This is a genomic window from Lactobacillus sp. UMNPBX12, assembly GCF_002553955.1.
Lineage (GTDB): Bacteria > Bacillota > Bacilli > Lactobacillales > Lactobacillaceae > Lactobacillus > Lactobacillus crispatus.
In genome coordinates, this window is the sequence record NZ_PCYY01000010.1 from 1 (window position 1) to 20038 (window position 20038).

Annotated in this window: 22 protein-coding genes; 18 read left to right on the top strand and 4 right to left on the bottom strand. The window is 36.0% G+C overall.

Annotation, left to right across the window (positions count from 1 at the left end; all coding sequences use genetic code 11):
- The 6 genes from CP363_RS05415 to rpoD all read left to right on the top strand — a co-directional run.
- Window positions 1–134: zinc ribbon domain-containing protein (locus tag CP363_RS05415; protein WP_143468713.1), on the top strand; the 134-nt coding region annotated here is incomplete at its 5' end.
- Window positions 135–369: 235 nt separating this feature from the next.
- Window positions 370–1125 carry a DNA repair protein RecO gene (gene recO / locus CP363_RS05420; protein WP_060462357.1) on the top strand — a complete coding sequence of 252 codons (756 nt, stop codon included), beginning with the start codon at window positions 370–372 and terminating at the stop codon, window positions 1123–1125.
- Between the two features lie 259 nt (window positions 1126–1384).
- Window positions 1385–2302 (top strand): glycine--tRNA ligase subunit alpha, encoded by a 918-nt coding sequence (glyQ, locus tag CP363_RS05425; protein WP_005719721.1) that lies wholly within the window; start codon window positions 1385–1387, stop codon window positions 2300–2302.
- Window positions 2295–4358: a glycine--tRNA ligase subunit beta gene (glyS, locus tag CP363_RS05430; RefSeq protein WP_068812882.1), complete on the top strand. Its 2064-nt coding sequence runs from the start codon at window positions 2295–2297 to the stop codon at window positions 4356–4358. Before glyQ ends, glyS begins: the two co-directional genes overlap by 8 nt.
- A 29-nt stretch (window positions 4359–4387) precedes the next feature.
- Window positions 4388–6208: a DNA primase gene (gene dnaG, locus CP363_RS05435; protein ID WP_013086426.1), complete on the top strand. Its 1821-nt coding sequence runs from the start codon at window positions 4388–4390 to the stop codon at window positions 6206–6208.
- Window positions 6209–6223: 15 nt separating this feature from the next.
- Window positions 6224–7336: an RNA polymerase sigma factor RpoD gene (rpoD, locus tag CP363_RS05440; protein WP_005719716.1), complete on the top strand. Its 1113-nt coding sequence runs from the start codon at window positions 6224–6226 to the stop codon at window positions 7334–7336.
- 46 nt (window positions 7337–7382) lie between these two features.
- On the opposite strand, the gene CP363_RS05445 is transcribed toward rpoD, so the two are convergent.
- Complete coding sequence (locus CP363_RS05445) at window positions 7383–8057, bottom strand: M23 family metallopeptidase (RefSeq protein WP_013086425.1); 675 nt, start codon at window positions 8055–8057, stop codon at window positions 7383–7385.
- The gene (locus tag CP363_RS05450) at window positions 8057–8497 is read right to left on the bottom strand and encodes an 8-oxo-dGTP diphosphatase (protein ID WP_098035973.1); all 441 of its coding nucleotides are present in this window, start codon (window positions 8495–8497) and stop codon (window positions 8057–8059) included. The genes CP363_RS05445 and CP363_RS05450 overlap by 1 nt, the downstream gene beginning before the upstream one ends.
- Window positions 8498–8597: 100 nt before the next feature.
- On the opposite strand from CP363_RS05450, the gene CP363_RS05455 reads away from it, so the two are divergent.
- From CP363_RS05455 to CP363_RS05490, 8 genes are all read left to right on the top strand, one after another.
- On the top strand, window positions 8598–9281 hold the full coding sequence (locus CP363_RS05455; protein ID WP_057726804.1) for a class I SAM-dependent methyltransferase: 684 nt from the start codon (window positions 8598–8600) through the stop codon (window positions 9279–9281).
- Window positions 9278–10075, top strand: coding sequence for a Nif3-like dinuclear metal center hexameric protein (locus CP363_RS05460; RefSeq protein WP_060462354.1), 798 nt, complete (start codon window positions 9278–9280; stop codon window positions 10073–10075). Before CP363_RS05455 ends, CP363_RS05460 begins: the two co-directional genes overlap by 4 nt.
- 18 nt (window positions 10076–10093) lie before the next feature.
- The gene (pepT, locus tag CP363_RS05465; RefSeq protein WP_098035974.1) at window positions 10094–11335 is read left to right on the top strand and encodes a peptidase T; all 1242 of its coding nucleotides are present in this window, start codon (window positions 10094–10096) and stop codon (window positions 11333–11335) included.
- Window positions 11336–11641: 306 nt separating this feature from the next.
- On the top strand, window positions 11642–12016 hold the full coding sequence (locus CP363_RS05470; RefSeq protein WP_013086421.1) for a GntR family transcriptional regulator: 375 nt from the start codon (window positions 11642–11644) through the stop codon (window positions 12014–12016).
- On the top strand, window positions 12009–12716 hold the full coding sequence (locus CP363_RS05475) for an ATP-binding cassette domain-containing protein (RefSeq protein ID WP_098035975.1): 708 nt from the start codon (window positions 12009–12011) through the stop codon (window positions 12714–12716). Before CP363_RS05470 ends, CP363_RS05475 begins: the two co-directional genes overlap by 8 nt.
- Window positions 12716–13546, top strand: a complete 831-nt coding sequence (locus CP363_RS05480; protein ID WP_089143294.1) for an ABC transporter permease — start codon at window positions 12716–12718, stop codon at window positions 13544–13546. The genes CP363_RS05475 and CP363_RS05480 overlap by 1 nt, the downstream gene beginning before the upstream one ends.
- A 9-nt stretch (window positions 13547–13555) precedes the next feature.
- On the top strand, window positions 13556–14365 hold the full coding sequence (locus CP363_RS05485; protein WP_013086419.1) for a hypothetical protein: 810 nt from the start codon (window positions 13556–13558) through the stop codon (window positions 14363–14365).
- Between the two features lie 20 nt (window positions 14366–14385).
- Window positions 14386–15204 carry a hypothetical protein gene (locus tag CP363_RS05490; RefSeq protein ID WP_098035976.1) on the top strand — a complete coding sequence of 273 codons (819 nt, stop codon included), beginning with the start codon at window positions 14386–14388 and terminating at the stop codon, window positions 15202–15204.
- A 58-nt stretch (window positions 15205–15262) separates the two neighbouring features.
- Here the strand turns inward: CP363_RS05490 and CP363_RS05495 are convergent, their stop codons facing one another.
- A complete protein-coding gene (locus CP363_RS05495; protein WP_013086417.1) occupies window positions 15263–15451 on the bottom strand; it encodes an LBP_cg2779 family protein in 189 nt (62 codons plus the stop codon).
- Between the two features lie 70 nt (window positions 15452–15521).
- Window positions 15522–16085: a signal peptidase I gene (gene lepB / locus CP363_RS05500; protein ID WP_005722374.1), complete on the bottom strand. Its 564-nt coding sequence runs from the start codon at window positions 16083–16085 to the stop codon at window positions 15522–15524.
- Between the two features lie 82 nt (window positions 16086–16167).
- On the opposite strand from lepB, the gene CP363_RS05505 reads away from it, so the two are divergent.
- Genes CP363_RS05505 through CP363_RS05520 form a run of 4 tightly spaced genes read left to right on the top strand, consistent with a single transcriptional unit; the run spans window position 16168 to window position 20029 of the window.
- Window positions 16168–16920: a hypothetical protein gene (locus CP363_RS05505; RefSeq protein ID WP_013086416.1), complete on the top strand. Its 753-nt coding sequence runs from the start codon at window positions 16168–16170 to the stop codon at window positions 16918–16920.
- A complete protein-coding gene (locus tag CP363_RS05510) occupies window positions 16910–17887 on the top strand; it encodes a hypothetical protein (RefSeq protein WP_083554561.1) in 978 nt (325 codons plus the stop codon). The genes CP363_RS05505 and CP363_RS05510 overlap by 11 nt, the downstream gene beginning before the upstream one ends.
- On the top strand, window positions 17868–19241 hold the full coding sequence (locus CP363_RS05515; RefSeq protein WP_089143295.1) for an RsmB/NOP family class I SAM-dependent RNA methyltransferase: 1374 nt from the start codon (window positions 17868–17870) through the stop codon (window positions 19239–19241). Before CP363_RS05510 ends, CP363_RS05515 begins: the two co-directional genes overlap by 20 nt.
- Window positions 19238–20029, top strand: a complete 792-nt coding sequence (locus CP363_RS05520; RefSeq protein WP_098035977.1) for a Cof-type HAD-IIB family hydrolase — start codon at window positions 19238–19240, stop codon at window positions 20027–20029. Before CP363_RS05515 ends, CP363_RS05520 begins: the two co-directional genes overlap by 4 nt.
- Window positions 20030–20038: the final 9 nt, after the last annotated feature.

The following is a 20038-nucleotide window of genomic DNA, read 5'->3' on the forward strand; positions in this document are numbered from 1 at the left end:
GTATTATGGGCCAAAACGGTTATAAGAAATTAACCCTTAAGGATCGGGAATGGACGTGCCCAATCTGTCGAACGCACCATATTCGTGATTGGAATGCGGCAGTGAACATCTTAGAAAAAGGATTAGGCAAGTAGCAGAGTCCAAAAACAAAAGAAAAAAGCAGCCTAAGCTAGGCTGCAGTCCGCTGGCAACTCGCGGACTTAAAAGGCTTTGGTAATTAGACGACCTCTATCGGCAATAGTCAAAAGATTACTGCTGGTAAGTCAAGTCCGTATCTAAGCAAGTTGGTGTTCTGGTTAGCGCAAGCTAACGAGCCACCAAGCCCTAGACTTCAGTCTAGGGTAGTTGACATACTAAAGGAGTCATGATATGGCACGTGAACTAAAAGAAGTTCAGGGTATTATCTTTAAAAGGCAGAAATATAAGGAAGCAGATTTATTAGCCAAAATTATGACTAAACAAGATGGAATTATGACTCTGATTGTTAAAGGAGCCCTGAGGCCTAAATCAAGATTAAGTGCAGCAACATTAAATTTTTCTATTGGTACTTACGTAATTTATACGAGCGGAAAGGGCTTAAGTAATTTACGCACATATAAAGAGGCAAGGCAGTTTGATGGCTTATATAATGATTTAACCAAGAACGCTTATATTTCTTTTATTTTTGATTTAATTGATCACGCCTTTGTAGAATATCAGCCAATTGGTAAATATTATGATTTAGCTTTATTTGCTTTAAAAAAAATAGATAGTGGCGTTGATGCAGAAATGATTACACAAATTGTGCAGATGAAAATATTAGCAGCATATGGTGTTGAGCCACAGCTAAAGCATTGTGTTATTTGTGGTAAGGAAAAAGGCGTTTTTGATTATTCGATTAAAATGGGTGGAGTTATTTGTAGCGATCATTTTAGTACAGTCACTAGCCGAATGCATTTAAAGCCAAAAGAAACTGCTGTAATTAGAACAATTGGCTTATTACCGATTGAGCGATTAGGCGATATTAAAATTAATGAAGAAACGAAGAGGGCTACTAGAAAAGCGATTGATCGTATTTACCATGAAACGATAGGCCTAAATTTAAAGACTAAGAAATTTTTAGATGAATTAAAACTTTTTAGTTAGTAAAAATCTGGTTTTACCATGACCCATGTGTTAAAATAAAAACGTATTTGACGATGATGAGGATTTAAGAAAAGTACTAGTTCAGCGAATGTCGGTCGGTGTGAGGACATCTAGGAAAAGGCACCTCTAGTCATATTGTTCAATTAAGAGCAGGAAGGATACTTCCTGAATTAGGGTGGAACCGCGATAATATTTCGTCCCTATGCAAAATTTTGCATAGGCTTTTTTTATGGCCTAGCGCAGGAGGAGATTAAAGGAAATGGCAGATAAGAAATTAAATATTCAGAATATGATCTTTAAGCTGGAACAATTCTGGTCCTCCAAAGGTTGTATGATTATGCCTTCATACGATGTTGAAAAGGGTGCGGGTACAATGAGTCCTTACACTTTTCTTCGTGCAGTTGGTCCAGAACCATGGGCAGCTTGTTATGTAGAGCCTTCTAGAAGACCTGCAGATGGTCGTTATGGTGAAAACCCTAATCGGTTATTCCAACACCACCAATTCCAAGTTGTTATTAAGCCAGCTCCTAAGGATATTCAACAATATTACCTAGACAGTTTGAAAGTTTTAGGTATCGATCCTTTGGAACACGATATTCGTTTCGTTGAAGATAACTGGGCTAACCCATCTATGGGTTGTGCTGGTGTTGGTTGGGAAGTATGGCTTGACGGTATGGAAGTTAGCCAATTCACATACTTCCAAGTTGTTGGTGAATTAGATGTTAAGCCAACTATGAGTGAAATCACTTACGGTGTTGAACGCCTTGCGTCATATATTCAGGATGTTAACTCAGTATTTGATCTTGAATGGGGTAATGGCATTCTTTATCGTGATATCTTCAAGCAACCAGAATATGAACATTCTAAATATGCATTTGAAGAATCAAATCAAGAACAATTGCTTCAGTTCTTTGATATTTATGAAGCAACTGCTAAGCGTTTATTAGATAAGAATTTGGTTCACCCAGCATACGATTATATTTTGAAGTGTTCACATACTTTTAACTTGCTTGATGCTCGTGGTGCTGTTTCAGTTACTGAACGTGCTGGTTATTTATCAAGAATTAGAAATCTTGCGCATGAAGTTGCTGTCAAATTTGTCGAAGAACGTGAAAAACGTGGCTTCCCATTGCTTAAAAGTGCAGAAGACAAAAAGGCGGGGGTAGAAAATGGCTAAAGATTATTTATTTGAAATTGGTACTGAAGAAATGCCAGCTCACGTTGTACCACGCAGCGTTAAGCAATTAGCTGACAGAACAAGAAAATTTTTAAAAGAAAATGGCTTGAAATTTAAAGATATTAAGACTTTTTCAACTCCACGTCGTTTGACTATTTTGGTTGAAGATTTGGCTGAAAAGCAAGACGATATTGATGAAGTTAAAAAAGGTCCAGCTAAGAAGATTGCTCAAGATCAAGATGGTAATTGGACTAAGGCTGCTCAAGGATTTGCTCGTGGCCAAGGAATGACTACAGACGATATCTATTTTGAAGAACTTAAGGGTACTGAATACGCTTATGTTCACGTTCAAAAGGAAGGTAAGAAAGCTAGTGATATCTTACTTGGTATGAGCGATATCATTAAGGCGATGACTTTCCCTACTAAGATGCGGTGGGATTCAAATGATTTTGAGTTTGTTCGTCCAATTCACTGGCTTGTTTCATTATTTGGCAGTGATGTAATTCCCGTTAAGATTTTGGATATTACTGCAGGTCGTAAAACTCAAGGCCATCGTTTCTTAGGCGATTCAGTTGTTTTGGCTAATGCTGATGACTATGAAGATGCATTAAAAGATCAATTTGTAATTGCTGATGCAGATGAACGTAAAGATATGATCGTTCGTCAAATGAATGAATTAGTTAAGAAGAACAACTGGCAAGTTAAACCAGATCGTGATTTACTCGAAGAAGTTACTTATTTAGTAGAATATCCGACTGTATTTGCTGGTTCATTTGATGAAAAGTATTTGAAGATTCCTGATGAAGTGCTGATTACTTCAATGAAAGACAATCAAAGATACTTTGAAGTCTATGATGAAAATGGTAAGTTAATTAATCACTTTATTGCTGTTCGTAACGGAAATAAAGATTACCTTGATAATGTTATTTCAGGTAATGAAAAAGTTTTAGTTGCTCGTTTGGACGATGCTCAATTCTTCTATGATGAAGACCGCAAGTATCCACTTAGTCATTTTGTTGATCGTCTTAAGAATGTTTCATTCCACGATAAGATTGGTTCAATGGCTGAAAAGATGCAACGTGTTCGCATGATTGGTGATTACTTAGCTAAGCGTTGGGATTTACCAGAGAATGTAGTCAAGGATTTCGACCGTGCTAGTGAACTTTACAAGTTTGACTTAGTTACCCAAATGGTTGGTGAGTTTGCAGAACTTCAAGGTGTAATGGGCATGCATTATGCTCGTCTTGCAGGTGAGGACGAAGAAGTTTCAGTTGCAATCAAGGAACACTACATGCCTGCCACTGCTGAAGGTCCACTTCCTGAAACTACGGTTGGTTCATTATTATCAATTGCTGATAAAATTGATACAATTGTAACCTTCTTTGGTGCAGGAATGATTCCTACATCATCTAATGACCCATACGCACTTCGTCGTTATGCATATGGTATTGTAAGAATCTTACTTAATGAGAAGTGGTCATTACCATTTAACGAAGTTTTACCAGAAATCATTAGTATGCTTAATGGTGTAACTCCAGCTAAGCTACCTAAGAGTGATGCTGACCAGGAAATTGCAGACTTCATTCGTGATCGTGTCAAGCAATACTTACAAAAGAATGACTTCAAGTATGATATTATTGATGCTGTTCTTGCTTCAAGTCAACAAGATCCAAGTCAAATTTTAGCAGCAGCTACTGTATTGCAACTTCACCATGATGATGAAGAATTCAAGCCAGTAGTTGAGAGTTTGACTAGAATTGATAACATCTTAAAGAAGGCTAAATTTAAGAGTAATACTGCTGTTGATGAAAGTCTCTTTGATGATAACAGTGAAAAAGAACTTTACGCTGGCGTTCAAAACTTGCAAGATATTGAAAGTTTGGCTGATCTCTACCAAGGTTTTGTTCAACTGCAACCAGTGATTGATCAATACTTTGAAACTAATATGATCATGGCTAAGGACGAAAAGGTCAAGAATAACCGCTTAGCACAATTATATGCAGTTAATGAATTAGCAGATCGTTTAGGTGACTTAAGCAAGTTAGTTATTAAGTAGTTAATTTAGATAGAAAAAGGGTGATTCATATGGCTGGACGGATTCCTGAAGATTTTATTTCAGAGGTTCGCAGTAACGTCAATATTGTTGATGTTATCAGTCAGTACGTTTCGCTTGAGAAAAAAGGCAAAGACTATATTGGTCTTTGCCCTTTTCATCAAGAAAAAACTCCGTCGTTTACTGTAAATGCTGATAAGCAGTTTTTTAAGTGCTTTGGTTGTGGTAAGGGTGGAAATGTTTTTAAATTCTTGATGTATAAGGATGATTTAACTTTTCCCGAAAGCGTCGAGCGAGTAGCTGAGTTTGCCCATATTGCTATGCCTAATGGATATGGTCATAATAGTGGAACAAAATTAAATCCACTTATGCAAATGCATCAGGATGCCGTTGATTTTTATCATCGTGTGCTTTTGACTACTAAAGCCGGTGAACGGGGGATGCAGTATGCTCAAAAGCGAGAACTAGATCAAGAAATATTAGATCATTTTAAGATAGGCTATGCACCTAAGGCTGATAATGTTTTGATTACTTATTTACGTAGTAAAGGTTATCAAGATGATGATCTAGCACAAAGTGGCTTATTTGTTCAAGCTAGGGATGGGCAGTTATACGACCGTTTTCGTGACCGTTTGATGTTTCCATTGGATAATGAAAATGGGAGAACGATAGGCTTTTCTGGTAGACGAATTTCTGATGATAAGACCGAAGCTAAGTATATGAATAGTCCTGAAACGGAGATTTTTACCAAGTCAAAGGTATTATTCCACTTTGCAGAAGCAAAGAAAGCAGCTCGTGGTGAAGGTCACTTAGTTCTATATGAAGGTTATATGGATGTAATTGCAGCATATAAAGCAGGGGTGAAATCGGGAATTGCCTCAATGGGAACTAGTTTAACAGATGACCAAATATATTTGTTGAGACGTATTACTCCTAATATCATTATTAATTATGATGGAGATGATCCAGGAGTCCATGCCGAAGAACGTGCTGCACGTATGTTTAATAAAGATGGCAATTTTAATTTAGGAATTGTAGTTTTACCAGAAAAACTAGATCCTGATGAATACGTCAAAAAATATGGCGCTGAGAAGTATCTGGAAGAAGTCAAAGGTGCCTTAACGCCGACTGACTTTTTCTTAAAACGGTTGGAACAAAAATATAACTTAGATAATGACCGTGAAAAGATTGCTTATTTAGGTGAGGCCGTAAAAGAAATTGCACAAGTGCGCAATCCAGTTGAGCAAGATATGTATACTGAAAAATTGGCGAAGTCTAGTGGGGTTTCTATTGCTTCGTTAAAGGCAAATCTTGCTAAAGAAAGACGGCGAAATAATCGGGCACGCAATCATGTACGTAATTCTCAAAGAAATTCACCTGATTATCCGATAGACGTACCTTTACCTGGTGATGAAGACGTGCCTACAGAGCAGTCAGTAGTTGAAAAAAATCCTAGTCAGACCAGACTCTTGTATTTATTTATTCATTCAACTGATGCTCAAAAATATATGTTAGAAGGGCAATTTCATTTTCCTAATCAGGATTTTGAAACTCTGGCACAGGATTGGTTAAAATATGCGGAAACTCATGAAAATCCACAAATTGATGGGTTCTTAGATTTTATTCCTGAGCAACTTCAAGGTATAATAGTAGATGCTGAAATGGCACAGATGCCAAAAGATTCTACAATTCAAGAAGTTGATGCTTTGGTTCTAGCATTAAAAAGACGCAACATCTATTCCAGGCTGAATGAGCTTCAAGCTCAATTACAGGATGCTAAGCGCAAAAATGATGCACAAGGAATTATTGCAATCACTCAGGAGATTATTGGATTAAAACGGATCTTAGGTTAATAAGGAGGCTTTTTAGTGGCAGAAAAAGAAACTACACAAAAACTATCTTTGGATAAGATGGTTAAGCAAGTCGTAAAAGACGTAAAGAAAGATAAGTCGATCACTGAAGAAGATTTCACTGCTCGTTTGATTAAGCCTTATAACTTACAAGGCAAGGCTGTAGATCAACTAGTACAAGAGTTTGAAGATAATGGTATTAGCATTGTTGATGAAAACGGTGATCCTTCAAAGTTAGCCTTAAAGAAACAAAAGGATGTTGAAAAGGCTGAATTAAAGGATATGTCTGCTCCATCAAGCGTACGCATGAATGATCCAGTGCGGATGTATTTGAAGGAAATTGGTCGTGTACCACTTCTTACTGCTGATCAAGAAATTGCTCTTGCCAAAAGAATTGAATCCGGGGATGAAGAGGCAAAGCAAGAATTAGCCGAAGCCAACCTTCGTTTGGTAGTTTCTATTGCTAAGCGTTATGTAGGACGTGGTATGTCATTCCTTGATTTGATTCAAGAAGGTAATATGGGACTAATGAAAGCCGTTGATAAGTTTGATTATCGTCTAGGCTTTAAGTTCTCAACCTACGCAACTTGGTGGATTAGACAGGCAATTACTCGTGCGATCGCTGACCAAGCACGTACAATTAGAATTCCTGTTCACATGGTCGAAACAATTAATAAATTGATCAGGATACAACGTCAATTGTTACAGGACTTAGGCCGTGAACCTACACCAGAAGAAATTGGTGCAGAAATGAATATGCCAACCAATAAAGTACGTGATATTCTAAAAATTGCTCAAGAACCTGTTTCATTAGAAACGCCTATTGGCGAAGAGGATGATTCACACTTAGGCGACTTTATTGAGGATAAGGATGCAACTAGTCCAGAACAACACGCTTCTTACGAAATGTTGAAGGAACAACTTGAACAAGTACTTGAGACTTTAACTGATCGTGAGGAAAATGTTTTGCGTTTGCGTTTTGGTCTTGATGATGGTCGTACCCGTACTTTGGAAGAAGTAGGTAAGGTATTTGGTGTTACCAGAGAACGTATTCGTCAGATTGAAGCTAAGGCATTACGTAAGTTGCGTCATCCAAGTCGCTCAAATCAATTACGTGATTTCATGGATTAATTATAATTATCTATATTAAAAGAGCTAAGTTTTACTTAGCTCTTTTTTATTGGACTGGATCTTTACCTGCTGCCCTTAGATTATCTTCAATGATTTTCATTGGATTTAACCAAGTGCCATTATCTTTCCAATAGTATTTGCATGGCGTATTATCATGCTTTTTATCAATGTAATCTTTATCTGTCTTAGTAACTCCTAAATGAATGTGAGAGCCGGTCAGTTTACCAATTTTTTGTCCCAACTTGACTTTTTGACCTTTTTTAACATAAATATCAGTAATACTGAGGAAGCCTTCCTGGTAAACTTCAACATAGCCATCATCGGAAATAATCCAAATATAAAGTCCTAAACCTGGGGCGTATTTAACACGATGGACAGTTCCTGCATGCACAGCATATACGGAAGAATGTCCAACTTCACTAAATCCGAAGTCATAGCCATCATGAAAATAACTCTTGCTAGGATAGACTCGACGAATGACGTCAGTTTCACCAAACTTTTGTCCAGATTTAAATTTGATTTTCTTTTCATAGAGCTTCTTAAAAGGGTAACCCCAAGTAACATGAACGACTTTTTTCTTTTTAGCAGTCTTCTTTTTCTTAACCGTGTGAGTTTGTGGTCGTAAACTATTCAGATTGTTTTGCCATAAGGGAATAGAGGCAAAAGCTAAAATAGCAATTAAAGCAGCTAAAAGTGCAAACTTACTTTCAGTTTTTTTCATTAAAATAGCTCATCTCGCTTTCCGTCAAGCATATGTTCACTAATTGTTTGTTCAAAAAATACTGGTAAATCATGATCAAAATTGTAAGCTAACTTTTGCTTTTTCAATTCTTTAGCACTCATCCAGGTTAGTTTACCTTCGTCTGATTCTTTAACGGTACCCGAAAATTGTTCAGCTATGTAGAAAAATACTAAATAACGTTCATCATTGTGATCATAAAATTGTTTAACACCAACTAATTGAGGATGACTAATCGTTAATCCAGTTTCTTCTTTGACTTCCCTGACGACAGAATCATGAAAAGATTCATGCGATTCAACATGACCACCAGGAAAAGTAAGTCCTGGCCAGACCGGATCGTTGCGATCAAGAACTAAAACCTGATCTTTGTTTTTAACCATGCACATATTAGTTAATGTGACATTTTCTGTTCTACTCATGTAAAAAACCCGCTTTCTGTGACGATTATATCAAATAGTAGCAAAATAAGACTATGAAATATGCTAAAATTTGTTTAACCATATCTTTTATGGAGGAAACATGAATTTAAGATTAAATACGTTGGCAAAGATGGTAGATCCTGGCAGTCGAGTGGCTGATATTGGAACTGATCATGCATACTTGCCAATTGAATTAGTAAAAAATGGCAAAATTGATTATGCAATTGCTAGTGACGTTGCAGAGGGCCCTCTTGAAAATGCTAAAAATGATATTGCAGCAGCTGGGTTAACCGAGCAAATTGAAACTCGCTTAGGTAGTGGGTTAGAAACCGTTACTCATGCTGATCAGATTGATACAGTTGTGATTGCCGGAATGGGCGGCAAGTTAATGACTGATATTCTTGATAGAGCTTGGAGCAAAGATGCACAATTTAAAACTCTGGTACTAGAACCTAATATAGGCGAAGCAGGGGTACGTAATTGGCTGATGATGCATAATTATAAGATTATCTCAGAAAAATTAATTGCAGAGGCTGGGCATACTTATGAATTAATTAAGGCTAGCTTAACTGAAGAAAAGCATGAGATGACTGAAAAGGAAATCTTTTTTGGCCCCTTTATTGTACAAGAAAAGAATCCAGTTTTTTATCAGAAATGGGAAGGCCAACTCGCTTATTATCAAAGATTGCTGGTTAATTTGAATAAAGCAAGAAAAAAAGACGAAGATCGAATCAATGAAGTAGATCATGATATTAAATTAATCAAGGAGGAATTGGAGAAATGACCAAAGTAAAAGACATTGTTGCGCGCTTGCGACAAGATTTTCCGGAAAACATTGCTTCACAAGGTGATCCTGTTGGTATGCAAATTGGATCAATGGAGGCTGATGTTACCAAAGTAATGACTACTTTAGATGTACGTCCCCAGGTAGTTGAAGAAGCTGTTGAAAAAGGGGTTGATTTCATCGTTAGTCACCATCCTGTAATGTTTAGACCAGCACAAAATTTGGATTTTGCGAATGCACAAAACGCAATGTATGGCAATATTATCAAGAATGGAATTACTGTTTATTCAATTCATACTAATTCAGATAAAGCCCAAGATGGATCTGCTGATTGGCAAGCAGAGGAATTAGGTCTGCAAGATGTTGAACCATTTTGTCTGGATGATGATGGAATTGCTATGGGTAGAAAAGGAAAGTTACCTAGAACAATGACTGCTTATGATTTTGCCTATTATGTTAAAGAAAAAATGCAAATTAAAATGGCACGTCTGATTACTGCAAACAATGAAAAGCCAATTACCAGTGTAGGATTTATTTGCGGAGATGGTGGTAAATATTGGACTAGAGCCTTAGATGACCATTTAGATGCTTTTATTACTGGGGATGTTTATTATCATGTAGGCCATGATATGATTTCATCTGGTTTAACTGTTGTTGATCCTGGTCATTATACTGAAAAACTATTTAAGTACAAGGTCTATGATCGACTTAAAAAGTGGAATGAAGAAAATAACTGGAATGTTGGAATTGAGCTTTCCGAGGTTTCTACCAATCCATTTCAAGACTTATTTTAATTAGAAAGAGAGTTATATATGGAATATCCTAATTTGTTACCTAGATTTTTAAAGTACGTTAAAGTTAATTCGCGTTCTGACGAACACTCAGATCGCTTTCCATCAACTGAAAGAGAAGAAAACTTCCAAAAGAATGTCATTATGAAGGATCTTGAAGACTTAGGTTTAAGTGACATTCATTACAACCAAAAAGCAGGTAGTGTAATTGCTGAAATTCCTTCAAACGTTGACTATGATGTTCCGGTAATGGGCTTTTTAGCACATAGTGATACAGCTGACTTTAATTCAGAAAATGTTAAACCACAAATTCATAAGAACTACGATGGTGAAAGCAAAATTCAATTAGGCGATTCAGAATTTTACCTTGATCCAAAGGTCTTTCCACACTTGAAGAATTACAAGGGTCAAACTATAATTACTGCCTCAGGCGATACCTTGCTTGGTGGGGACGACAAGTGTGGTGTTTCTGAATTAATGACCTTTGCGGAATACTTAATGAATCATCCAGAGATTAAGCATGGTAAGATTCGATTGGCCTTTACTCCCGATGAAGAAATTGGTACTGGTGCTGAACACTTTGATGTTGAAGACTTTGGTGCTGACTTTGCTTTTACTGTTGATGGTGAAGCTCCTGGTAAGTTAGATTGGGGTACATTCTCTGCGGCACAATTTAGTCTTGATATTCAGGGAGTTAATGTTCACCCAGCTGTTGCTAAGGGGCAAATGATTAATGCAATTCAAGTTGGAATTGACTTTCATAATCAACTGCCAGAACACGATCGCCCAGAACATACCGATGGACGCGAAGGTTTCTTCCATCTAATGAATTTTGCTGGTACTGTTGATAATGCTCACTTAGATTATATTATTCGTGATTTTGAACGTGATGGGCTTGAAGAGCGGAAGAATTTGGTTAAGTCAATCGTTAAGAAAATGAATGATGAATTCGGTACTGAACGAATTACACTTAAAATGTGGGACCAATATTACAACATGGCCGATGAATTAAAGAAACATATGGACATCGTTGACTTAGCGCGCGATGCTTATAAAGCAGAAGGTCTTGAAATTAACGAAGACCCGGTTCGTGGTGGTACAGATGGCTCACAATTGACTTATATGGGCTTACCATGTCCTAATATTTTTGCCGGAGAAGAAAACATGCATGGTCGTTATGAATACACAGTTCTTGAGTCTATGTGGAAAGCGGTCGATGTCATGATTAAAATGGCTGAATTAAACGCTGAAAGAGCTAAGTAAGTGAAACATTTTTGACTAAAAATATCAATAATTCTATTTCTGATCTAATATGAGATTATTGATAGATTAGGAAATAGGGTAAACATAGTTAATAAATAAAAATTATGCACTAATACTATTAAAAATAAAAGATAGTTTATAATTACCGTCATTATAGGATTATAGACTATCTTTTTGTTGTACTTTTAACTTTTATGAACTTGTGAAACAAAGTGATTAAACTTAGCCCTTGCAAAAAGTGACTAAAGTGAGTATTATAGTTAGTGTAATAGATTAATAATACAGTGTAAAATAGGAGCTAAGTAAATGGAATTTAAAGATAATATTCCTATTTATCTTCAGATTGAACAATACTTGTATCGTCAAATTGCTTTAGGCAAGTTAACAGCTGGTGAGAAGATTCCTTCTGTTAGAAAACTTGCTCTAGAATTAACCGTTAATGTTAATACCGTGCAAAGAGCACTACAACAGATGAACAGTCAAGGTATTCTTTATACTAAACGTGGCGAAGGTAATTTTGTTACTGAAGATACTAAACTATTATCCGAAACCAAGCAGTCATTAATTAATAATGAATTAGAACAGTTTGTTCAAAATATGGAAAAGTTTGGAATAGGAAGAAACGAGTTAGTTTCAACGTTAGAGAATTATTTAAAAAATGGTGGGGATCAGAATGAATGATTTATTAGCTATTAAAGATGTAAGTTATAAGAAAAATCAGAAGCAAGTATTGCAAGATGTGAACTTGAATTTAGCTCCTGGCAAGATTGTTGCTTTACTTGGTGAAAATGGTGCTGGTAAGACCACTTTGATGCGAATTATTGCCGGTGTAGCTAAGAATTACAAAGGCGAAATTAATTTAGAGGGGGCAACAAAAGAGGCAGAAAGAAAGGCTAAGTTGTCTTTTACTGATGGTTTAACTGGCTTCAGCGATTCAACAAAGATGAAGGAAGTGGTTAAATTTTACGCAACGATTTTTCAAGATTTTGATGAGAATGAATTCGATGAGCTGCGTAAGTTTATGAAATTAGATCCTGAAATGAAGTTGAGTCAGTTATCACGAGGAATGCGTGAAAAATTGATTATTGCTTTAACATTTGCTCGTAAAGCAGATTTGTATTTACTTGATGAACCTTTTGGTGGGATTGATGCAATGGCTCGAAAGAAAATTATTAATTCCATCATTTTGTGGAAAGATGAAAAGGCAACGATTTTAATCTCAGATCACTTTGTCAATGAAATTTCATCTTTACTTGATGAAGTAGTAATTGTGAAAAATCATACGGTTTTGGAACATAAATCAGCAGATGATATTCGTCAAACGCATAAGTCAATCGAAGAATACTATGAAAGTTTTTATGCAGATGAGGATGATGAATAATGACTAGTTTTAACACATTGTTTAATCGAATGTTTCAAGAAAAAAGCAAGTCAGTCTATTTAATCTTCTTAATTCAAGCCTTTGCTAGTTTATGTTTTACAATTATTGGTTTTGTTTCGGAAAATGGTACACCAGAATTTGTTAATGGAAAAGATACTAGTTCTGTCAATGTGATTGTTGCTTTTCTCGCTGTATTTGCAGTAATGATGCTGATAACGTCATTTATCGCTGATTTTGTTTATTGGATTATTTCTTCAATCAAGAATGAAAAAATTAATCGCAGTCAAACTTGGCGCTTGATTCCGGTAACTGATACTAAGTTTTTGCTTAGCAATTTTGGGACAGCATTTTTAACTTATATTTGGTTAGGAATTTTAGAAGCGGTCACGATAATCGTTACCCTTTTGCCGATGTTGTCTGATCAAGATGTGCGCAAAGCAATAGGTCAGGCTAGAATCCATCTTTCAGCAAGAGACTGGCAAACAATGCTCGAAAGTTTGCTGCTAATCATTTTTATTGGCTATGCTTGGTACGCAATTGTAAGTTTGCTTAACCTAGCAAGCCGCAGCATTATTGATTTTTTGCCAGGTGGCTCAAGTAAAGTATGGACCTTTATTATTAGAGTAATTGTAATTATTGCGATTATTTGGATTTTAGGCCATGCGGCAACAATTATCTTTTCAGTCTTAGGAAAGTTTAGTCCTTTTATGGTCAACAGCCAGGATATTAACTATGCCACTACGATTCTTCAATTCTTGGTCTTTGATGTTGTGATTACTTTGATCGATATCTTGCTTTTGAATAAATTCGTAGAAGCAAAACAGAATTAGGAGTTTTTTATGGCAAATTTTAAGACCTTGTTTAAGCAAATGTTTGTGCAAAAAAGGCGCTACGCTAACTTAGTTTTGTTATTACAAGTTTTTGCAGTCCTTTTTTTGCTGGTAATGGCTCTGTTAGATAAAAGCAATTTAGCTTATCTCAACATTAGTAAGGACAGTAATTGGCTAGATCGTTTGCTTAGTGCAGGAATGCTCAAAACGCCGATTGCCGATGTGATTTTTGTTGGTCTGCTTTGCTGGCAAAATGAAAAAATCAACCTCAGTCAAACTTGGCAGCTAGCTCCAGCTTCAAGTGTCAAAATCTGGCTGATTAATATGCTTTCTAGTTTAGTTGAATGTATTTATATTTTTGTAATTCAAGTCATTTTAGGCTTCGTTGCTGCTATGATTGATAATTTAAGTCATCATTATTCACTGCTTCATGACTTAGTTGATGCTAAAGTTACTTGGGCAGATGCTAGTTTATTAATTGAATTTCTATTGTTCTTAACTGGAACGGTTTTAGTTATTATGACTTTTGTCAGTTTTGCTAATTTTTTGACGAAAGTAATTGTTGATCAATTGCCAGTTAACAATAATATTGTCATTAAGTTATTTGTGATGGCAGTGATTGTGATTATTGCAATCTTGATTGCTGAACAGCTAAACGAACAAATTACTGCTATGTATTTGCATCGTTTTGCCAAAGAAGCAGCATATGATCCATTGGGTATTTCAGTGGTTGAGTACTTTGCAGGAGCAATTGTTTTAGGAGCAATCGACAGCTACTTAATGAGTAAATTTGTCGAACCTAAGATAATTAATCGTTAATTGAAGGGGAGGGGTAGATAGTGACGAATTTTTGGACCTTGTTTAGGCAAATGTGGACGCAAAAAAGAAAATTTATTTATTTGGTTTTCTTAATTAATATCTTTGCTGTAGTATTTTTATCAGGTTATTTTCTTCTTTTCAAAAATTGGAATGGTCTAGCAAATCTGCCGTCTAAAAATTTAGGGCAATTCTGGCGCAATAATTTTGTCTATGTGACTTTATACATTGATTTTGCCTTTTGTGCGATTACATGTTGGCAAAATGAAAAAATTAATCTGAGTCAAACCTGGCATTTAGCAGCTAGCGATGAACGAAAAACATACTTAGCTAATATATTTAGCAGTTTGCTGGCATGTGGTTATTTCTTCTTGCTGCAAGAAATCGTTAATAGTCTGTTGCTGATCCCTAGTTGCGGGGCAGACAGTTTTGCTCAAGCATTTCGTGAGTTTGGTCTGTATCCAATTAAAACAGTTCCCGGCGTTGAAATAACTAGCAATCGAATGCTTGCTTTTCATTGGTTGTTTATCATTTTGATAATTTTAATCATTTACTTCTTTGTCAGCTTTGCCAATTTTAGTTCGCGAGTAATTACTGATTTCTTGCCGTTTAAGAGTACAGTTTGGGCTCGCTTGTTAATTATCGCAATTTTGGTAATTGTCGCAGCTTACTGCGGCATGATCTTTATGTCTAAGTTACAGGGCTTTGTTGATAAGAGTCCAAATTTACAAGCAACCGATCCAATCTGGTTAGATGATTTATGCTTGTTTATTGTTAGCCTTGTTTTCGGTATTTTGAATCTAGTATTCGTGAAGATATATCTTGAACCAAAAATAGATTAATTAATGCAAAAAAAGAGCTTCATTTCAATCAAGAAATGAAGCTCTTTTTTGTAGTTAACTAAGCATTAGCTGACATATAGTCATAAAGTTGATTTACTTCTTCAGCTGTAAATTGACCATCACCAGTTTTCATAGCATGGACTTTTTCAACTGATAGGTGACTAGCAAATGCTAGATCAGTGTCATTAACATGGTGTTTTACTTGAAAATTAATAATTGCATCAGATAATTCTTCTTGCTCATTCATAATAATTTCTCCTTACTCTTTAATTTTAATCAAATCAGGACGAAAAATAAAATTTTTTGTAATTTTTCAATTAAAATGTTTTCCATTGTGTAAACGGCCAATACCTGAATACGACTCGTCCAACTAGCGCGCTTCGTTTAACAAACCCAAAGTAACGGGAGTCCTTTGAGACGTCACGGTGATCTCCCATGACGAAGTAACTATCCTTAGGTACTCGCTTTTTTAAAGTGAAATTGTTAGTATAGAGTTCACCTAATTTATGTGACTTTCTTTGGTAGCCATTATTTAAATATGGTTCTGCAATTTGTTTGCCGTTAATGTAAAGCTTATCATTTTTAGAAGTAACCATATCACCAGGTGTACCAATAATTCGCTTGATATACAGAGCACCTTTTTGGTCTGGTGCTTTTAGAATGACGATATCATTTCGTTTAGGCGTAAAATGACGTACAGCAATCAAACGATCGCCATTCTCAAATGTGGGCTGCATTGATGGACCAGATACTGTTTCATTTGATAGGAAAAAACTAAAAATAAAGTAGTAAATTCCCATCAAAATTGCAAACATAATAATTATGTCTAAAACAAAGCGGCCAATGCTTTCATCATCATTTCTCTTTTTGGTTTCAACCATAGAATATCTCCTTTGCTTGCTAGTCTTATTATAACTGAATTCTCCGCCGTTGAATGGTAAAATCATATTAAGGTGTTTAAGTATGACAAAATTTTTGACGAAATTAACAAAATTAGAGCAAGAGATAAATCATCCTGCGGTTAAACGACAAGTTGAAGAAATAGCATTAATTGATAGTTATGTACAAGCAGGTAAGCCATTGAAGCGGGCACCACGCAGATTAGGTTTATTGCCAGATGAATTTGAAGAAGTTTTAGTTGAGGTGGGACCAGATAAAGAAGGGGCCTTAAGGGATTTAAATAATTTACTTAATAATTTTCGGCAATATCTCTCTTTAATATATGGCATCTGGTCTCTGCCTAATATTCAGACTGCGCAGTTAATTAAAAATAAGCTGCATGTGCAAACAGCGTTAGAAATCATGGCAGGCAACGCGTATTGGTCTCAAGCTTTGGCTCAGGTTGGAATTAAAGTTCACAGTACAGACTCATTAGAGTGGGCCAAGACGTCGACCACTGGAGCTAAGCCTTTTTATCCAGTAGAAGATTTACCAGCTGACCAAGCAATTAAGAAGTATCACACAGTTAATCTAGTTCTATGTTCGTGGTCACCAAATTTCGGTCACGGAGATTTAGAAACTGTGGCAGCTTGGCATAAGTATAATCCAAGTTGTCATTTGCTCTTTGTTGGTGAAAAAGATGGTGCTACTAATTCACCAGAATTTTGGCACCAAAATTGGTTTAAAAATAGTGCAGCTTTAGACGAGATTAATCATTCCTTGCAAAGCTTCGATTTTATTAATGAACAGGTATTTGAAATAAAAAATGAATTTTAAAAAGATATTTTTGTTACTGATTCTTTTATTATCTTTTTTAGGAATTGGAACAATGCTCTCCAATATTGAATCTAGTTATGCTGACGAATTGCTGGAAGCACACGGCTTAACTAATAATACCCGCTATTTTAGAACAGATAGTGATGAAAAGATTAGTATTTTCCTAAAATATTTGGACAAAAATTATGCGAATCATCAAATTCAACTGCATTTAGATAATAATTATGAAAAAAAACAAGTGCTTGTTTGGGCTAATCATGCCGTTACTGGCTTGCCAACTGAGAGTGGTCGCTATTTTTCGCCTGATGATTTTAAAGGACAGGTTTCTTTTGTGGTGCTGGGGCCAACAGTTAAACTTAATTTATTAGATGTGCAGAATAATAAATATGTTATTTTAGGCAAAAATTATTATTCTGTTATAGGCGAATTTAAGGACTATCCACAGGTAGAAATGGATAAATATTATCTAAGTACAGGAATTGATCAGCCAACTGCTAAAGACCAGCTCAAGAATTATCGAATTGTAGTAGATGCAACACCTGCAGTGATTGAAAAGATTGCTAAGCATTATCATGCTAGTTTGCATATTCCGTCTTTTGTTCAAGAGCATCATCGTGATCGTTTATCTGTCGTGCCGGATATTTTAATGTTAGTTGTTTGCCTATTGGTCGGAATGATCACAAATATGTTGCTTGCAATAGGAATTAAGCGTCAGGCTCGTTTAACACGTCTACACGATGATTTGCTGCGCAATTGGGTAATTAACCGCAGCGTACGTTTATTTTTAATAGAGGCTATTTTTGCCCTTGCTACATACTTCTTTTTAAGATGGCATGCCTTTTATTCAACATATGGTTCTTTAATAGTTACATTAATAGCTTCCTGGGTTGTAATTGTATTGGCGTTTTGTGGGATGGTCTATTACTTAGTGAGAAAGGACAGGAAAATTGCTAAATCTACCAAATGAATTTAAAACTAAATATGAAAAATTATTAGGTACCAAAAAAGCACAAGAACTATTTGCGGCGATGAATGAAGAGAGCAAAAAAGCTTTTAGAATTAATACATTGAAGCCTACTAAGGTTTCATATGAGCTTACTGATTCAGTACCGCAAATAAATTCAGCCTATTATGGTGAAGTATCGGGGGAAGATCCTGAGTGGGTAAGCGGTAGTGTTTATTCTCAAGATCCAGCGGCTATGTTTCCTGCGGCAATTAGTGGTGTTCGGCCAGGAGAGCGCGTGCTAGATCTGTGTGCTGCGCCTGGAGGAAAAACAACAGCATTAGGAGAACAATTGAAGGGTGAGGGCCTTTTAGTAGCTAATGAAATCTCTGCAACACGAGTAAAGGCACTACGGGAAAATATTGAACGTTGGGGCATCAGTAATGCCTTAATTACTAATGAAAGTCCAGAAAAGTTAGTTCCAATTTTTTCAGAATTTTTTGATGTGATTTTAGTCGATGCTCCATGTAGTGGTGAAGGAATGTTTAGAAAAAATCCGGAGGCAATTGGTTATTGGTCTCAAGACTATGTTTTAACATGCCAGAACCGTCAAAAAGAGATCCTCAATGAAGCTGTTAAGATGCTTCAACCTGGCGGACGCTTAATTTATTCAACTTGTACCTTTGCGCCAGAAGAGGATGAGCAGATTGTTAGCTGGTTAAATAAAGAATATGGTTTTACAATTTTAGATACAGGGATACAAGCTAATAAGATTGATGTTGGACAGCCTGAGTGGGCTGATGGAAATCCTGATTTGACTAAAACATTACGCTTTTGGCCTCAAGATGGTATAGGTGAAGGACAATTTGTGGCAGTTTTACAAAAAGTAGGTAAAGCTAGAATTGAAAAAAAGAGCAAAAACAAAAAAGCCAAGCGTGATCCGTGGCGCTTAACCCAAAATGATCAGGAACTAGTTGGTCAGGTAATGGATCAGTTTAATTTACCAGTTGCTTTAAGTGACTGGCGTAATAAAGCAAAAGTCCGTAATGAACATGTCTATATTCCTGCAATCAGTTTGCCTGAAAAAAGTAAGCTTCATGTAATTAATAATGGAGTCGAGTTGGGTATATTAAAGAAAAAACGTTTTGAACCAGGACATCAATTGGCAGAAGTGCTAGGTAAGGTAAAGCAAGAACGGGTTTATGATTTACCGACAATTGAAGAATACCAAAATTATTTGCACGGTGAAACCGTTAAAGTGGACAGTGATTTGCGGGGCTTTGTGTTAGTCAGCTATCAAAAATTAATATTTAGTTTTGGCAAAATCGCTGGTAATCAAGTATTGAAGAACTTTTACCCAAAGGGATTGAGAAAATGATAAAACTAATTGCGACAGATATGGACGGAACCTGGTTAACTGACCAGAAAGACTATGATAAAGAATTATTTTGGCGTGAATTTGCGGAAATGCAAAAGCAGGGGATTAAATTTGTAGTTGCTAGTGGCAATCAATATGCTAACTTAATGACTCGTTTTCCTGAGGTTTTGGATAAAATTTATTTTGTAGCTGAAAATGGGGCATTAGTTGCTCAAGGAAGACAAATTTTGCATGTTGACTCGTTAAGTGATGACATATATCAAACTTTATTAAAAATAACTACTGAATATCCATATCCAGCTGTAGTGATGGGGCTAGTAAGTGCTTATGTTAAAAAGAGCAGTGGACGAGCTTATAAACAAGAAATGAAAAAATACATGGAGCATATTACTGTAGTAGATTCTTTTGGAGAAATTGATGATCAGATTTTCAAGGTCAGTCTGACAGTGCCAGAAGATAAAATGTCTAAAATTTTGCGCGAATTAAAAGAAAAATATCCGGAGGTTGGTTTTGTTTCTGGTGCAGCAGACTCGATTGATATGCAAACTAAGGGAATGAATAAGGCAGTAGGTCTAGCATATTTGAGTCAAAAATTAGGGATCAAATCAAATGAGATGATAGCTTTTGGCGATAGCGGTAATGATGTAGGAATGCTGAAATATGTAGGCCGTAGTTTTGCTACTGCAACGGCGTTGCCAGAAGCCAAACAAGCTGCAGGGCAAATTATTGGTTCAAGTAATGAAAGTGCTGTTCAAAAAGAAATTGCCAAATTGCTTGAAATTAAATAAGGAAAATTA

Excerpts from the sequence above, each read along its gene's own strand:
- recO (WP_060462357.1), top strand. The coding sequence starts at position 370 with ATGGCACGTGAACTAAAAGAAGTTCAGGGTATTATCTTTAAAAGGCAG.
- glyQ (WP_005719721.1), top strand. The coding sequence starts at position 1,385 with ATGGCAGATAAGAAATTAAATATTCAGAATATGATCTTTAAGCTGGAA.
- glyS (WP_068812882.1), top strand. The coding sequence starts at position 2,295 with ATGGCTAAAGATTATTTATTTGAAATTGGTACTGAAGAAATGCCAGCT.
- dnaG (WP_013086426.1), top strand. The coding sequence starts at position 4,388 with ATGGCTGGACGGATTCCTGAAGATTTTATTTCAGAGGTTCGCAGTAAC.
- CP363_RS05445 (WP_013086425.1), bottom strand. The coding sequence starts at position 8,057 with ATGAAAAAAACTGAAAGTAAGTTTGCACTTTTAGCTGCTTTAATTGCT.
- CP363_RS05450 (WP_098035973.1), bottom strand. The coding sequence starts at position 8,497 with ATGAGTAGAACAGAAAATGTCACATTAACTAATATGTGCATGGTTAAA.
- CP363_RS05455 (WP_057726804.1), top strand. The coding sequence starts at position 8,598 with ATGAATTTAAGATTAAATACGTTGGCAAAGATGGTAGATCCTGGCAGT.
- CP363_RS05460 (WP_060462354.1), top strand. The coding sequence starts at position 9,278 with ATGACCAAAGTAAAAGACATTGTTGCGCGCTTGCGACAAGATTTTCCG.
- pepT (WP_098035974.1), top strand. The coding sequence starts at position 10,094 with ATGGAATATCCTAATTTGTTACCTAGATTTTTAAAGTACGTTAAAGTT.
- CP363_RS05470 (WP_013086421.1), top strand. The coding sequence starts at position 11,642 with ATGGAATTTAAAGATAATATTCCTATTTATCTTCAGATTGAACAATAC.
- CP363_RS05475 (WP_098035975.1), top strand. The coding sequence starts at position 12,009 with ATGAATGATTTATTAGCTATTAAAGATGTAAGTTATAAGAAAAATCAG.
- CP363_RS05480 (WP_089143294.1), top strand. The coding sequence starts at position 12,716 with ATGACTAGTTTTAACACATTGTTTAATCGAATGTTTCAAGAAAAAAGC.
- CP363_RS05485 (WP_013086419.1), top strand. The coding sequence starts at position 13,556 with ATGGCAAATTTTAAGACCTTGTTTAAGCAAATGTTTGTGCAAAAAAGG.
- CP363_RS05495 (WP_013086417.1), bottom strand. The coding sequence starts at position 15,451 with ATGAATGAGCAAGAAGAATTATCTGATGCAATTATTAATTTTCAAGTA.
- lepB (WP_005722374.1), bottom strand. The coding sequence starts at position 16,085 with ATGGTTGAAACCAAAAAGAGAAATGATGATGAAAGCATTGGCCGCTTT.
- CP363_RS05505 (WP_013086416.1), top strand. The coding sequence starts at position 16,168 with ATGACAAAATTTTTGACGAAATTAACAAAATTAGAGCAAGAGATAAAT.
- CP363_RS05510 (WP_083554561.1), top strand. The coding sequence starts at position 16,910 with ATGAATTTTAAAAAGATATTTTTGTTACTGATTCTTTTATTATCTTTT.
- CP363_RS05520 (WP_098035977.1), top strand. The coding sequence starts at position 19,238 with ATGATAAAACTAATTGCGACAGATATGGACGGAACCTGGTTAACTGAC.